The organism is Apilactobacillus apinorum (assembly GCF_001281175.1).
Taxonomy (GTDB): domain Bacteria; phylum Bacillota; class Bacilli; order Lactobacillales; family Lactobacillaceae; genus Apilactobacillus; species Apilactobacillus apinorum.
This window is the reverse complement of sequence record NZ_KQ440395.1, coordinates 548,614-563,176: the sequence shown is the minus strand read 5'-3', so window position 1 is coordinate 563,176 and position 14,563 is coordinate 548,614. Positions and strand designations below refer to the sequence as shown.

Sequence of the window (14,563 nt, the reverse complement as noted above, 5' to 3'; positions counted from 1 at the left end):
CTTATAAACATTCTTGAATCTAATCAAAGTATTTTCCTCGCTTTCAAATAAAAAAAGCCCTTCTCCTACTGAATTAACAGTAAAGGACGAAGAGCTTCGTGTTACCACCTTTTATTCGTCACTGCCTCACGACAGTAACCTCATAAGTAATTTATACTTAGACACTATAATGCGTGTAAACCATTGTCGGCTTATGATCACTCACCGACAGATTAAGAATAAGACCATATTCAATAGTCATCAATAACCCCTTCTCAGCTACCAGAGTTCTCTGTTATATTGATTAGCTATTTACTCATCTTATAATCAAATTTTAATAAAGTATACAATTAAATCTTTCGCATGTCAATTAATATGCTATGAAAAATCACGACTAGCACTAAACATGTAACCGTAATTATGGAATTGCATCGACATTATTAAACCAATTCCAATCATATTTCCAATCAGTGCAGAACCACCTTGGCTTACAAAAGGAAGTGGAATTCCTGTTAGTGGTAATAATCCGATACTCATTCCGATGTTTTCGAAAACGTGGAATAAAATCATCATGATAATCCCAGTTGAAATATATGCATAATAAATGTTCTTAGTTTCAAAAGTAACTTTGATCATTCTATAAATCAATGTGAAGTAAATTCCGATTAAAACTACGCCACCGATAAATCCAAAGTTTTCACCGATAACTGAGAAAATCATATCAGATTCACGAACTGGTACGTATACATGTGATACGTTAAATCCAGTTCCACTAAATCCCCCAGAACCAACGGCCTTAATACTCTGCCACAATTGGTAACCTGAACCAGCTAGATTTTCAGGATTAGATGGATCTAACCAGTCATTAACACGGTCAAATTGATAAGATTGAAAACCTAATGCTTCTAGGATTTTTCTCCCACCATCAGTAATAACAAGGATTAATGCAGTTCCTCCAATTGCTGAGAATGCTAGCACACCTGGAACAATAATTTGCCAAGTGATTCCTGAAACAATTACTAGTCCACCTAGCATTGCTAAGAAGACAAGCATTGTCCCGAAGTCATTTTCTAACTTTAATAATACACAAATTGGTAATGTCCATAAGATCATTTTACCCAATAGAAGTGCATCAGTTTTTAGAGTGTGAATAGCATAATTACGATTATGTTCAACAATCACTCTAGCAAGCATTACAACAAACGCAGGTTTCATAATTTCGGCCGGTTGAAAGGTTAGCGGACCAAATTGGAACCAACTCTTAGCACCAGTTTGATCAAAATAGTATCTACTATAAAGTACTAATAAAGACCCTAGTAGTGCCAGAGCTCCCCAGTAGATAATAGGGGCCACTTTCCATAGTTGTTCCGAATCAAATTGCATTATTATAATAATTATCACAGTCCCGATAGTATACCAAACTAATTGTGTAACCATTTGTTTAACAATCGTTCCAGCATACGAATCATGGTTAACCGCGACAAAAATGGCGCCAATTCCAATTAATGCTAACAGTGCAACACATATTATAATTGTCCAGTCTAATCGAGAAGAATTGCTATCATTATCACTAGTAAACATTGCAATCACCTCTATAATGAATTATCCCTTGTGTAGGTTGTATTGACTAATTAATAATTCAATTCCTTCATATAATGATTTTACTTTAAAAACATTGTCATCGTCAAAGACAGCTTCAAATTTTTCATCTTCGATTGCACGAAGATAACCTGCTTCTTGTTTTCCAACGAAAAGAACTTCTCTTTCTTCACCGTTAACATTCTTAGTTTCTAAACTAACTTCAATATTTTTCTTTGATTTTGACATTTTTTCCTCCTAAAAAATAAAAGTAGCCGAATCATAATTGATCGACTACTTTAAATTCATAGAACGTCTATATTCTTTAGACGCCCTCTTATTTCTAAAAATAGTAAAATGATCAGAAACGGGATCGTATCCACCTTTTATAAATGGATGACATCTTAATATCCTAGCACATCCCGTGATAAAACCCAAGAGTGCACCGTGTTTTCTGATAGCATCGATCATATAAGTAGAACAAGTGGGATAATAACGACATGATGCCGGAAGTAACGGAGATATCAATTTTTTGTATCCCATCACCATCTTAATCATCAAATTACGCATTAAATATCACTTCTTATATTAATCTTTACTTTTATCGTCATTTTTATTGATATGTTCTAACAATGCACCGGCACCCTTAGCAACATTGTCCAAAGGACTTTCAGAGATTAATACTGGTACTGTCAATTCTTTTGAAATTGCGTGGTCAATACCCTTAAGTAAAGCACCACCACCAGTAAGCATAATACCTCTATCAACAATGTCAGAAGCTAATTCTGGTGGAACAACTTCTAAAACATCTTTAGCTGCATCAATAATCTGTTTAACAGCGTCTGATAAAGCTTCTTGAACTTCTTTACTGTTTAAAGTAATTGATCTTGGCATCCCACCAATGACATCACGTCCACGAACTTCCATTTCTTTAACTTCAGATTCTTCTGGATCAGCGGTACCAATGCTCATCTTAATCTTTTCAGCAGTATGTTCACCAATAATCAAGCTGTGCTTATCCTTAATGTAAGCAACGATATCAGTGTTCATAACATCCCCGGCAATACGGATTGATTTACTTGCTACAATATCACCTAATGATAGAACGGCAATATCTGAAGTACCACCACCCATGTCGATAACCATGTTTCCACGTGGTTGGAAGATGTTCATCCCTGCACCGATAGCAGCAACCTTAGGTTCTTCTTCGATATAAACCTTACCACCACCAGATTTTTCAGCGGCTTGAATAATCGCTTTTCTTTCGATATTGGTAATGTTAGTTGGTGCACAAATCATAGTCTTTGGTTTTGACATAAAACCTTTAACACTTAATTTGTTAATGAAGTAAGTAAGCATTTTTTCAGTAACATCAAAGTCTGAAATAACTCCATCTTTTAGTGGTCTAATTGCACGAATATTACTTGGAGTTCTTCCAACCATTCGATAAGCTTCGGAACCAACAGCTAGTAGTTTATTAGTCTTAATATCAATTGCTACAACTGAAGGTTCATTTAGAACAATTCCCTTCCCTGTAACATAAATTAAAACATTAGCTGTTCCTAAATCGATACCGATGTCTTTTGCCATTTTTTTCGTCCTCCTGAGTTAACTCATATCTCAATTATTATATCATAATCAGTCTGTAATAAATTATTTTTGTGGTTCCTTATTAATAGTGATTTCTTCATTGTCCTTCATGTTAACTCTCTTGATGTCAGCACCAAGTGATGCCAACTTAACATGAAAATTATAATATCCTCTATCTAGATACTTAAGGTTTCTCACAATAGTGATTCCATCTGCAACCAATCCGGCTAGTACTAAAGCGGCTGCTGCTCTCAAATCAGTAGCTGCTACTTCTGCCCCACTAAATTCAGTTGGTCCACTTAAAACTACGCTTCTGCCATTAATTCTAAATTTAGCATTCATTCTTGCTAATTCATCTAAATGCATGAAACGATTTTCAAATACTGTTTCTGTCAACATACTACTACCTTGAGCAGCAAGTTGTAAAACAGTCATTTGAGGTTGCATATCAGTTGGAAAACCTGGATATGGTAATGTTTTAACATCGGCTGGTGTTAATTCATCTGGTCCGATTACTCTGATACCATTTTCTTCTTCCTTAACAGTAACTCCCATTTCTTCCAGCTTAGCAATCAATGGTTGATTGTATGATGCTTCTGCATCTTCAATCAAAACATTACCTCTTGTTAACGCAGCGGCAACCATAAAGGTACCAGCTTCGATACGGTCTTGTAAAACACAGTGATTTACACCGTGAAGCTTATCTACACCTTTAACTTTAATTTTGCTGGTCCCAGCACCAATCACATTGGCACCCATTTCATTTAACATGTTTGCAAGATCAACAATTTCAGGTTCTTGAGCAACATTTTCAATAACAGTTTGACCTTCTGCTAAAGTAGCAGCCATCATAATGTTTTGTGTTGCACCAACACTTGGGAAGTCCATGTAAATGTTGGCTCCCTTTAATCCATCTTCGGCAGATGCTTCAACGTATCCATCATGTTGTTTGATTGTAGCACCAAGTGCTTCAAATCCCTTCAAGTGAATATCAATTGGTCTTGATCCAATTGCACATCCCCCAGGTAAAGCAACTTTGGCATGACCTAGTCTAGCCAAAAGTGGTCCCATCACAACAATAGAAGCTCTCATTTTAGAAACATATTCTAATGGCGCTTCGTATGATAGTTGTTTGGTTGCATCCAAATTCATTTTATTGTTTTTTGTATCAAATTCTACATCCATATTTAGGAAACGTAGAACTTCTTCCATTGTATATACGTCTGATAGTAATGGTACATTACTTAATTCTGTTCTACCTTCACTAGCCAAAATAGTTGAGGCCATAATTGGTAGGACTGCATTTTTTGCACCTTCAATGTGGACGTTACCGGTAAGGCGTTTGCCTCCCTTAACGACTATTTTATCCACTGGTAACCCTCCAGTAATTTTATATTTTAATTAGTGATTTATAGTTATATTCAAAACCCAAATAAAGAAAGAACCAACAATGTATCCTATCGTAATCGAAAGTAATAAAATTAACACTCGATATTGATTTAAATGCATTTTAAATTGTCTTTCCAAATGGATATCTATTAAACTCCAAAAAGCTAATCCAATAAAAAATAATTGAATTGCTAATTCTAATAAAGAATTAATATTTAAAAACTCCATAATATCTCCATTCTTCATAGCAACTATACCATAAATTTTTTATTTTGTCTTTCTAATAATTGTTAACTATTTATTAATTTCTTTTTTATTTATGTATTAAAAAAGGTCTGCATAAAAATGCAGACCTTTTTCTTAATGTTTTGCAACATGAATACGGTTAATAGCTCTTCTTAAAGCAACTTGATTTCTCAAGATTTCTTGATTATCATGTTTTTGTCTTGCTTCTTCAAGTGCTTTCTTAGCACGTTCACGAGCAGCAGTCGCACGATCAACATCAATATCAGCTTGTTTTTCAGCGCTATCAGCAATAACAGTTAAGATATTGTTAGAGAATTCGACAAAACCACCGTTAACGGCAATTTCATCAACTTCGTCTGAACCGGAATTTACTTTTACTTCGTCAACTTCCAATGAAGCTATTACGGGAACATGATTAGGCATAATTCCTAATTGACCTGTCTTAGTTCTTACGATTACTAAGCGCGCATCTTCACGTTCATATACCTTACCATCAGGAGTAACGATACTAACGGTTAATACTGAGTTGTTATCAGCCAATTAGAACCCTCCTTAGTTGTTAGCAGCTTGCTTCATCTTTTTAGCATTTTCAACTACGTCTTCGATTGGACCACAGTTTCTAAATGCATCTTCAGGAAGATCATCATATTTACCATCTAAGATAGCCTTAAAGCTTTCAACAGTCTTATCAACTGGAACATATCTACCAGGTAAACCAGTAAATTGTTCAGCAACACTGAAGCTTTGTGATAGGAAGAATTGGATACGACGAGCACGATTAACAATAGTCTTTTCTTCGTCAGATAATTCATCCATACCTAAGATAGAAATGATATCTTGAAGTTCATGATATCTTTGCAATACTTGTTGTACTTCGGTTGCAACCTTGTAATGTTCTTCACCAACGATTGATGGATCTAGAGCAGCTGAAGTTGATGCTAAAGGATCAACGGCTGGGTAGATACCTTGTTGAGTTAATGAACGTTCCAAGTTAGTAGTTGCATCCAAGTGAGCAAATGTAGTTGCAGGAGCAGGGTCAGTGTAATCATCAGCTGGAACATAAACGGCTTGAATTGAAGTAATGGCACCCTTCTTAGTTGAAGTGATACGTTCTTGCAATTGACCCATTTCAGTAGCCAATGTAGGTTGGTAACCTACGGCTGATGGAATACGACCTAGCAATGCGGAAACTTCAGTTCCGGCTTGAGTAAATCTAAAGATGTTATCGATGAATAATAGAACATCGGTACCAACTTCATCACGGAAGTATTCCGCAATTGTCAAACCAGTTAAAGCAACACGCATACGTGCACCAGGTGGCTCGTTCATTTGACCATATACCATGGCTGTCTTGTCCAAGACACCTGAACCTTTCATTTCAAAGTACATATCGTTACCTTCACGAGTACGTTCACCAACACCGGTAAACACTGAGATACCGTTATGACCTTGAGCAATGTTATGAATTAATTCTTGAATTAAAACAGTTTTACCAACTCCGGCACCACCGAACAATCCAACTTTACCACCACGAATGTATGGTGCTAGTAAATCGATAACTTTAATACCGGTTTCTAGAATTTCTGCAGATGGATTTAATTGATCGTAACTTGGAGCTTGTCTATGAATTGGCCAGCGTTCAGTATCTTGGCCAAATTCAGGACCACCATCAATTGGTTCACCAAGAACGTTGAAGACACGACCTAATGTGTTTTCACCAACAGGAACTGAAATAGGAGCTTCTGTGTTTTCCACATCCATTCCACGACGTAAACCGTCAGTTCCATCCATGGCGATTGTTCTAACAACACCATCACCTAGTTCAAGGGTAACTTCAGTAACCAAAGTTTCATTGTCATCCTTTTGAACACGTAAGGCAGTGTTAATATCAGGTAATTCAACGTCCGTTGGGAATTCAACGTCAACGACTGGTCCAATAACTTGAATAATCTTACCAGTACTCATTTTCGTTAATTCCTCCCGTCATATTAGTGCTTTAGAGCTTCTTGACCACCGACAATTTCAGTAATTTCGGTAGTAATAGCAGCTTGTCTAGCACGGTTGTATTGTAATTCTAATCTAGAAATAAGATCTGATGCATTGTCTGAAGCAGATTGCATTGCAGTTGAACTTGAAGAATGTTCTGAAGTTTTAGCATCTAGAATAGCTCCAAATACTAAGCTTTGTGCGTATTGAGGTAATACAACCTTCAATACTGCAGATTCATCAGGTTCGATATCGTATTCCGCATTAATTTCATGGGCTTGGATATCTTTACTTGAATCTTCTTCAAACGCTTCGCTATCCATTGGTAGCATTTTTTCAGCTCTAAAAGTTGAAGAAATTCTGTTAACAAAGTGTGTGTAACAAACATATAGTCTATCGAAGACACCATCTTCAAACATTGAGTTTGCAGTTGTAACGATTTCTCTAACTTCAGCGAAAGTAGGAATATCAGAAACACCACGATATTCATAAGCAACGTTTACATTACGGTTCTTATAAAAATCAGCACCATTTCCACCTACTGCTAAAATCATGTAATCGTCAGGATTAGGTGTATGAGCTTCAATAAAGTTATTAGTTTCTCTAATTACATTACTATTGTAACTTCCTACCATTCCACGATCAGATGTAATAACTAGGTATGCAGTCTTACCTGATTTATGGTCAGATGCATTACTTGAGGAATTAATTTTGTCTAACAAATGAGACTGAGCTAAATGCATTACAACAGCCTTAACACGAGAAACATATTCCTCATAATTACTGGTATGCTTTTGAATACGATTCAACTTTGCAGTTGAAACCATTTGCATCGCAGTAGTAATTTGACGTGTATTTCTGGTTGATGCAATACGATGTTTAACATCATTAATAGATTCAGCCATTAGTTCTCACCATCCTTCAAGCTAGTTATTTTGAGTTTCTTCTTGCTTACTTGGTACAAATGATTTAGTAAATTCATCAACTGCATTTGCTAAGTCATCACCATCAGGTAACTTACCAGTACTAATAATGTGGTCTAATAAGTCACGGTGTGAAGCATCGAAGAAGTTGAATAATTCAGTTTGGTAACGTTGGATATCGTCAACAGCAACTTTGTCTAAGAATCCGTGAGTCAAACTAAATAGAATAAGTACTTGCTTTTCGACAGGTAGTGGAGCATGAAGAGGTTGTTTTAGAACTTCTTCAGTACGAGCACCACGGTTCAATTTAGCTTGTGTAGCATCATCTAAATCTGAACCAAATTGAGCAAAGGCTTGTAGTTCATGATATGAAGCCAAGTCAAGTCTCAAAGTACCTGCTACTTGTTTCATCGCTTTGATTTGAGCATCCCCACCAACACGAGAAACTGATGTACCAGCATCAATGGCTGGACGAGTTCCTGAATAGAACATGTCTGAGTTCAAGAAGATTTGACCATCAGTAATTGAAATAACGTTGGTTGGAATGTAAGCTGAAACGTCCCCTGCTTGAGTTTCAACAATTGGTAGAGCAGTCATTGAACCGCCACCTAACTTGTCAGATAACTTAGCAGCACGTTCTAGTAAACGTGAGTGGGTATAGAAGATATCACCAGGATATGCTTCACGACCAGGAGGTCTACGAAGAATAAGTGATAGTTCACGGTAAGCATTAGCTTGTTTTGTTAAATCATCATAAACGATTAACACGTGCTTACCTTGGTTCATAAAGTATTCACCAATTGCAGCACCAGCATAAGGAGCAATGTATAGTAATGGAGCTGGTTCAGAAGGACCGGCTGACAATACAATTGTGTAATCCATTGCACCGAATTTTTCTAGTGTTGCCACTTGTGAACGAACAGTTGAATCTTTTTGTCCAATAGCTACGTAGATACAAATCATATCTTGATCCTTTTGGTTCAAGATTGTATCAACGGCGATTGAAGTCTTACCTGTTTTTCTATCACCGATGATTAATTCACGTTGGCCTCGACCAATTGGAACTAACGCATCGATTGACTTAATACCAGTTTGTAATGGTTCAGAAACACTTTGTCTGTCCATGATACCTGGAGCTTTCTTTTCGATAGGACGAGTGTTTTCAGTCTTGATATCACCCTTACCATCAATTGGTTGTCCTAAAGAGTTGATGGTTCTACCCACCATGTCTTCTCCAACAGGAACTTCCATGATTTTACCGGTACGTTTAATAGTTGCACCTTCACGAATATGTGTACAGTCACCTAAAACAACAATACCTACATCGTTACTTTCAAGGTTTTGAGCCATACCATAGATTCCGTTTTCGAATTCAAGTAACTCACCAGACAACGCGTTATCTAAACCATGAGCACGAGCAACACCATCACCAACGTAGGTTACAACTCCTGTTTCTTCAACAGCAAGTTCATCCTTAAAGCCAGCAAGTTGTTGCTTGATTAGAGCACTGATTTCTTCAGCATTAATGCTCATATAAGTTTCACCTCTTTGATAGATATTGTTATTAACTCAATAGAAGTTTTTTAATGTTGTTAATTTTAGTCTTAACACTTCCATCAAAAATAACGTTCGATGATTTTAGAATTACACCACCGATTAAACTTTGATCAACTTTGTTATCTAAGATAACTTCGTTTGCCCCTACACGTGCTTTAAAAGCACTTGCTAGGTTGTCTTTTTGTTCGTCAGTTAGAGGAACTACAGAGACTGCATCAGCATGAACAATTTTATTCTTTTCATTATAAGATTGTTCAAATTCTTCTACAATTAAAGTTAGTTCATCCATTTTGTTTGAACCCAGTAAAACTTTTAATAGGTTCTTTACATAGTCGACATCAGAATTGTCAATCAAAGGTTTGATTAAACTTTCTTTTTTGTCTTCTGGAAAGCTTACGTCAGTTAAAGCTTGTTCTAGTGAAGGATTATCAACAAAAACTTGTTTAATTGATAATAATTCTTTTAAACCAGTTTCAACTGCGTTTTGTTCTTCCAACACTTCGTAAAGTGCTTTTGAATAACGTTTTGCAAATGTGATTTTATCTAGCATCTTGCTTCCCCAACCCTTCAATATAAGAATCAATCAATGCCTTTTGATCGTCAGCTTTTAATTCTTTTTGAATGATCTTAGAAGCAATCTCAATAGATAAATTGGCCACATCATTTTTAGTGTTTGCTAAAGCATCTTGACGTTCTTGTTCAATATCTTTTTGAGCAGAAGCCTTAATACTTTGGGCATCGTTTCTAGCAGAAGAAATAATTTGTTCTCCTTGGACTTGAGCAGATTGCTTAGCATTGTTAATAATGCCGTTAGCATCTTCTCTTGACTTAGATAAAGCGTCTTCACGTTGTTTAGCTAAGTCTTCAGCTTCCTTACGAGACTTTTCTGCTGAATTGATGTCTTCGGCGATTTTGTTAGCACGTTTTTCCATCATTTCTGATAATGGCTTCCATGCAAAATGCATGATTAGAAGCATCAAAATAATGAATACAACGGCTGTAAAAATCATATTACCGAAGTACAATCCACCGCCTTCAGTCGTAGCGACTGTTGGAATTAATGAATGTGAAAGCATCTATTGACACCTCCTTAATTGAGAATAGAAGAATTATTTTACCTTTTAATTATTACTTGTTCATGTAAACAAGTGAAAGAACAAGTGAAATAATTGGCATAGCTTCAACCAAACCAACACCGATAAACATGTTAGTTCTTAATGCACCAGTCATTTCTGGTTGTCTAGCCATTCCTTCTAGAAATTTTGAAACAACAATACCGTTACCGATACCTGCACCGATAGCGGAACCACACATAGCGATACCTGCAGCGATTACACCCATGGTAAATCCTCCTTAAATAAATAAAAAATAATGAAAATTATTCCTCAGGTTCGAGCTTTTGAGAAATGTATACGAATGTTAATGTAACGAAAACGAATGCTTGAACACTACCGATAAAGATAGAGAACGCATCCCAAATCATCGCTACGAAAACACTTGGAATAAGACTTACAGCTCCCATTGAGAATGCAAGTTTCGTAACCATTCCTAGAAGCAATTCACCTGCGAAAATGTTACCGTATAAACGTAATCCAAGAGTTAAGAAATTAGCTAACTCTTCAAAAACATTTAATGGGAACAATAACTTAAAAGGCTTGAAATAACTTCCTACGAAGTAACCTTTAAATCCTAGTTTTGAGACTCCTAAGAAGTGAGCTAATGACAATGAAATTGCAGCCAATGTCAATGCCACGATAGGATCAGCGGTTGGACTCTTTACGTATGTCACTCCACTGTAATCAACTTGGAATAATAGTCCCATTTGATTAGAAATGAAGATGAATAAAAATAGTACAAATGCGTAAAGGCCAAAGGCGTTTGCCTCAGATCCTGAGATCGATCCTTTAACTATTCCGTTAGTAAAGTCTACGATTGCTTCTAGGAAATTTTGCTTTCCGCTTGGAACCAACTGTAGTCTTCTAGAACAGATAAAAACTAATAAGAAAGTAAACACGGCTGCTACCGTAACAGCTACCATATTCCCAATATTAAAAGTCAATCCGAATAGCTTAAAAGTAGATATTGGATCATTCACAGATTATCACCCCTTTTCGCAACCTAAGTATACTAACCATTATGTAATATAATGACAGTTTTTACTTTTAAGATGATGTATTTCTCTTACAAAATACATACAAATATTACCACCAATCAAAGTTTATTTCAAAATAAAAAGGGTGAAATAAAGGAAAAATTAATTTTTTAAAATTTGTGCTTTACAAAATAAAAAAAATGTATCTTAGCAATTTAGAAGAAAGTTATACATAAATAAAAAAAGTCATCAAATAATGATGACTTTTTCTATTATTTAGTTCCAAATAAACGGTCACCAGCATCACCTAAACCAGGTGTAATGTAACCATTTTCTAATTTATCATCTAATGCAGCAGCATAGATATCGACGTCACCATGGGCTTCTTGAAGAGCTTTGACACCTTCTGGAGCAGCTACCAAGCACACAAATTTAATGTTACTTTCGTCAACACCTCGTTTAATCAATGCATCAATAGCCATGATGGCAGAACCACCAGTAGCTAACATTGGATCAACTACGAAAATTTGACGCTTGTCAATATCACTAGGCAATTTCACAAAGTATTCATGAGGTTGAAGAGTTTCTTCATCACGATACATTCCGATGTGTCCCACCTTGGCTGCAGGGATTAAGTCTAGGATTCCATCAACCATCCCAATTCCAGCTCTTAAAATAGGAACAACTGCGACTTTCTTCCCTGAAAGTTGTTTTGCATGCGCAATTCCTTGAGGTGTTTTAACATCTACATCTTCTAAAGGCATTTCTCTAGAAACTTCAAATGCTAAAAGTGAAGCAATTTCATTAACGACTTCACGAAATTCTCTAGTTCCACAATTTTCATTTCTGATAATTGTTAATTTGTGTTGAATCAATGGATGATTCATTACTTGAAATTTTCCCATGGTGCTTCTCCTTTTTAATCAAAAATTGGATGTTTTTGGGTTAATTCAGCAACCTCTTTTTTAATCTCTGAAAGTACGCTTTCATCACTATGATTTTCGATTGCACGTGTTATCATTTTTGCAACCTTACGTGAATCATTTTCATCAAAGCCTCTAGAAGTGATTGCTGGAGTTCCCAATCTCAATCCACTAGTAACAAATGGACTAAGCTTTTCATCCGGAATAGCTTCTTTGTTGGTTGTTATCTTAAGTGAGTCTAACAGAATTTGAGTTTCTTTACCATTCAATTCGGTATTAGTTAAATCTAGTACCATCAAGTGATTATCAGTTCCATCAGAAACGACCTTAATAGTATCACTATTATTAAATTCGTCAGCCATTGCTGCGGCATTTTTAACAACTTGTTGGCAATATTCTTTGAATGCTGGTTGTAAGTCTTCAAAGAAACAAGCAGCCTTACCTGCAATAACATGTTCTAATGGACCACCTTGTGATCCAGGGAACATTGCTGAATTAATCTTCTTAGCAAATTTTTCTTGTGACAAAATCATTCCACCACGTGGACCTCTTAAAGTCTTATGAGTGGTTGTAGTTACGACATCGGCGATTCCGATTGGACTAGGATGTAAACCAGTAGCAACTAGTCCGGCGATATGTGCCATATCTACCATTAAGTATGCTCCTACTTCATCCGCAATTTCTCTAAATTTATTCCAATCAATAAATCTACTGTAAGCTGAAGCTCCAGCAACGATGATTTGTGGTTGCACTTCCTTAGCAATTTCCAGGATTTGTTCATAGTTTAAACGTTCTGTTTTTGGATCTAAACCATATGAGAATGATTGATAAATCTTACCAGAAAAGTTAACTTTTGCACCATGTGTTAAATGACCACCGGCGTTTAAATCCATTCCTAATATTTTATCGCCAGGTTTTAAAAACGCTGAGTAAACGGCTTGATTAGCTTGTGAACCTGAATGTGGTTGAACATTAACATATTCTGCACCAAAAAGTTTTTTAGCACGTTCAATGGCTAATGTTTCAGACTTATCTACGAATTCACATCCACCGTAGTATCTTTTACCTGGATATCCTTCTGCATATTTGTTAGTTAATACAGAACCTTGCGCTGCCATCACAGCGTTTGACGCAATGTTTTCAGAAGCAATTAGTTCAATTGTGTTTTCTTGACGAGCTTGTTCATTTTTAATTACATCCCATAATTCTTTGTCTTCAGTTTGGTAATCGTATTTCATGATAGAAGTGCCCCCTCAATATTTACGTAACTATTTATTAAAATGCTTTTGTCCTGCTGATTTGTTCAAACGATTCATGTAGGCTTCACCTATGCCATCATTTGAAAAACCTTGCGCTAAAATCGATTTAACATCGGATTCATTATCAAAATGTCTTAGACCAGCAAATAATGAATGACTGGCTGATAAAACATCTGAACCTAACGAGAATGATTCAACATTATTACTAAAGTGTAAATTGTTTAAAACAGCATCTGTTGCCATGACACCAACTTTATCATCTTGTTCAGCAGCCCACTTTACAGCTTCTTCAAAATCTTTAGGACTATCAACAATATAAACTTGCGCAGATGGTGCGTAGTGCTTATATTTCATTCCAGGCGATTTTGGAACCTGAGCATCAGCAACATGAACTCTTTCATCTAAAACTGGTTTGTGAATTACTTCTTGAATTTGTTCAGCTGAAATAGCTCCAGGTCTTAAAATAGCAGGTTGGTCAGTTGACATATCTAAAACTGTTGATTCTACTCCAAATTGACATTCACCATCATCCAAGATTCCAGCAATTTTGCCTTTTAAATCATGGTAAACATGCATCGCAATGGTTGGGCTTGGTTTTCCAGATGTATTCGCTGATGGTCCCACAATTGGTACCCCTGCTTTTTTAATCAATGATAATGTTAAATCATTATTAGGATTTCTAAATGCTGCTGTGTCTAATCCACCAGTTACCGTTTTAGATAAAACGTTATCTTTTAAATTAAAGATAATTGTTAATGGTCCTGGCCAAAAAGTTTTGATCAAACTTTTAGCTTCATCAGATAATGGCATTGCATATTCTTCTACCATTTCTTCACTATCAACATGAACAATCAGTGGATTATCACTTGGTCTACCCTTTGCAGCATATACTTTCTTAACCGCATCTTCATTAGTTGCATCAGCCCCTAATCCGTATACAGTTTCGGTTGGAAAGGAAACTAGCTTTCCTTCCACTATATCTTTTGCCGCTGCATTCAAATCGTCTGCAGTGTAAATGTGTGTATCCATATAAATTACTTC

General features: G+C 36.1%; 17 protein-coding genes. All 17 read right to left on the bottom strand.

Going from position 1 to position 14,563, the window contains the following annotated elements; translation table 11 throughout:
• Positions 1-357: 357 nt before the first annotated feature.
• Positions 358-1,560 (bottom strand): FtsW/RodA/SpoVE family cell cycle protein, encoded by a 1,203-nt coding sequence (locus RZ74_RS02300; protein WP_053949837.1) that lies wholly within the window; start codon positions 1,558-1,560, stop codon positions 358-360.
• A 21-nt stretch (positions 1,561-1,581) separates the two neighbouring features.
• Positions 1,582-1,806 carry a DUF2969 family protein gene (locus RZ74_RS02295; protein WP_053949836.1) on the bottom strand — a complete coding sequence of 75 codons (225 nt, stop codon included), beginning with the start codon at positions 1,804-1,806 and terminating at the stop codon, positions 1,582-1,584.
• A 45-nt stretch (positions 1,807-1,851) separates the two neighbouring features.
• Positions 1,852-2,127: a membrane protein insertion efficiency factor YidD gene (gene yidD, locus RZ74_RS02290; protein WP_053949835.1), complete on the bottom strand. Its 276-nt coding sequence runs from the start codon at positions 2,125-2,127 to the stop codon at positions 1,852-1,854.
• 18 nt (positions 2,128-2,145) lie between these two features.
• Entirely contained in the window at positions 2,146-3,147 is a 1,002-nt protein-coding gene (gene mreB, locus RZ74_RS02285) for a rod shape-determining protein (RefSeq protein WP_053949834.1), read from the bottom strand.
• Between the two features lie 63 nt (positions 3,148-3,210).
• Entirely contained in the window at positions 3,211-4,518 is a 1,308-nt protein-coding gene (gene murA, locus RZ74_RS02280; RefSeq protein WP_053949833.1) for a UDP-N-acetylglucosamine 1-carboxyvinyltransferase, read from the bottom strand.
• Between the two features lie 30 nt (positions 4,519-4,548).
• A complete protein-coding gene (locus RZ74_RS02275; RefSeq protein WP_083437135.1) occupies positions 4,549-4,782 on the bottom strand; it encodes a DUF1146 domain-containing protein in 234 nt (77 codons plus the stop codon).
• Between the two features lie 114 nt (positions 4,783-4,896).
• On the bottom strand, positions 4,897-5,322 hold the full coding sequence (locus RZ74_RS02270) for a F0F1 ATP synthase subunit epsilon (protein WP_053949831.1): 426 nt from the start codon (positions 5,320-5,322) through the stop codon (positions 4,897-4,899).
• Positions 5,323-5,334: 12 nt separating this feature from the next.
• Positions 5,335-6,747, bottom strand: coding sequence for a F0F1 ATP synthase subunit beta (gene atpD, locus RZ74_RS02265; protein ID WP_053949830.1), 1,413 nt, complete (start codon positions 6,745-6,747; stop codon positions 5,335-5,337).
• A gap of 23 nt (positions 6,748-6,770) precedes the next feature.
• Positions 6,771-7,673: a F0F1 ATP synthase subunit gamma gene (locus RZ74_RS02260; protein WP_053949829.1), complete on the bottom strand. Its 903-nt coding sequence runs from the start codon at positions 7,671-7,673 to the stop codon at positions 6,771-6,773.
• Between the two features lie 21 nt (positions 7,674-7,694).
• The gene (gene atpA / locus RZ74_RS02255; RefSeq protein ID WP_053949828.1) at positions 7,695-9,224 is read right to left on the bottom strand and encodes a F0F1 ATP synthase subunit alpha; all 1,530 of its coding nucleotides are present in this window, start codon (positions 9,222-9,224) and stop codon (positions 7,695-7,697) included.
• Positions 9,225-9,255: 31 nt separating this feature from the next.
• Entirely contained in the window at positions 9,256-9,798 is a 543-nt protein-coding gene (gene atpH / locus RZ74_RS02250) for an ATP synthase F1 subunit delta (protein WP_053949827.1), read from the bottom strand.
• Complete coding sequence (gene atpF / locus RZ74_RS02245) at positions 9,788-10,324, bottom strand: F0F1 ATP synthase subunit B (protein ID WP_053949826.1); 537 nt, start codon at positions 10,322-10,324, stop codon at positions 9,788-9,790. Before atpF ends, atpH begins: the two co-directional genes overlap by 11 nt.
• A gap of 52 nt (positions 10,325-10,376) precedes the next feature.
• Entirely contained in the window at positions 10,377-10,589 is a 213-nt protein-coding gene (gene atpE, locus RZ74_RS02240) for a F0F1 ATP synthase subunit C (RefSeq protein ID WP_053949825.1), read from the bottom strand.
• Positions 10,590-10,626: 37 nt separating this feature from the next.
• Positions 10,627-11,343: a F0F1 ATP synthase subunit A gene (gene atpB / locus RZ74_RS02235; protein WP_083437134.1), complete on the bottom strand. Its 717-nt coding sequence runs from the start codon at positions 11,341-11,343 to the stop codon at positions 10,627-10,629.
• A 269-nt stretch (positions 11,344-11,612) separates the two neighbouring features.
• Positions 11,613-12,245, bottom strand: coding sequence for a uracil phosphoribosyltransferase (gene upp, locus RZ74_RS02230; RefSeq protein WP_053949824.1), 633 nt, complete (start codon positions 12,243-12,245; stop codon positions 11,613-11,615).
• A gap of 14 nt (positions 12,246-12,259) precedes the next feature.
• A complete protein-coding gene (glyA, locus tag RZ74_RS02225) occupies positions 12,260-13,501 on the bottom strand; it encodes a serine hydroxymethyltransferase (protein WP_053949823.1) in 1,242 nt (413 codons plus the stop codon).
• A 30-nt stretch (positions 13,502-13,531) separates the two neighbouring features.
• Positions 13,532-14,551, bottom strand: a complete 1,020-nt coding sequence (locus RZ74_RS02220; protein ID WP_053949822.1) for an L-threonylcarbamoyladenylate synthase — start codon at positions 14,549-14,551, stop codon at positions 13,532-13,534.
• Positions 14,552-14,563 lie beyond the last annotated feature (12 nt).

Bases quoted from the DNA above. Each gene is read 5' to 3' on its own strand.
- RZ74_RS02275 (WP_083437135.1), bottom strand. From the start codon at position 4,782: ATGAAGAATGGAGATATTATGGAGTTTTTAAATATTAATTCTTTATTA.
- atpF (WP_053949826.1), bottom strand. From the start codon at position 10,324: ATGCTTTCACATTCATTAATTCCAACAGTCGCTACGACTGAAGGCGGT.
- RZ74_RS02260 (WP_053949829.1), bottom strand. From the start codon at position 7,673: ATGGCTGAATCTATTAATGATGTTAAACATCGTATTGCATCAACCAGA.
- RZ74_RS02295 (WP_053949836.1), bottom strand. From the start codon at position 1,806: ATGTCAAAATCAAAGAAAAATATTGAAGTTAGTTTAGAAACTAAGAAT.
- glyA (WP_053949823.1), bottom strand. From the start codon at position 13,501: ATGAAATACGATTACCAAACTGAAGACAAAGAATTATGGGATGTAATT.
- mreB (WP_053949834.1), bottom strand. From the start codon at position 3,147: ATGGCAAAAGACATCGGTATCGATTTAGGAACAGCTAATGTTTTAATT.
- atpD (WP_053949830.1), bottom strand. From the start codon at position 6,747: ATGAGTACTGGTAAGATTATTCAAGTTATTGGACCAGTCGTTGACGTT.
- RZ74_RS02220 (WP_053949822.1), bottom strand. From the start codon at position 14,551: ATGGATACACACATTTACACTGCAGACGATTTGAATGCAGCGGCAAAA.
- yidD (WP_053949835.1), bottom strand. From the start codon at position 2,127: ATGCGTAATTTGATGATTAAGATGGTGATGGGATACAAAAAATTGATA.
- RZ74_RS02300 (WP_053949837.1), bottom strand. From the start codon at position 1,560: ATGTTTACTAGTGATAATGATAGCAATTCTTCTCGATTAGACTGGACA.
- atpH (WP_053949827.1), bottom strand. From the start codon at position 9,798: ATGCTAGATAAAATCACATTTGCAAAACGTTATTCAAAAGCACTTTAC.
- atpE (WP_053949825.1), bottom strand. From the start codon at position 10,589: ATGGGTGTAATCGCTGCAGGTATCGCTATGTGTGGTTCCGCTATCGGT.
- upp (WP_053949824.1), bottom strand. From the start codon at position 12,245: ATGGGAAAATTTCAAGTAATGAATCATCCATTGATTCAACACAAATTA.
- atpA (WP_053949828.1), bottom strand. From the start codon at position 9,224: ATGAGCATTAATGCTGAAGAAATCAGTGCTCTAATCAAGCAACAACTT.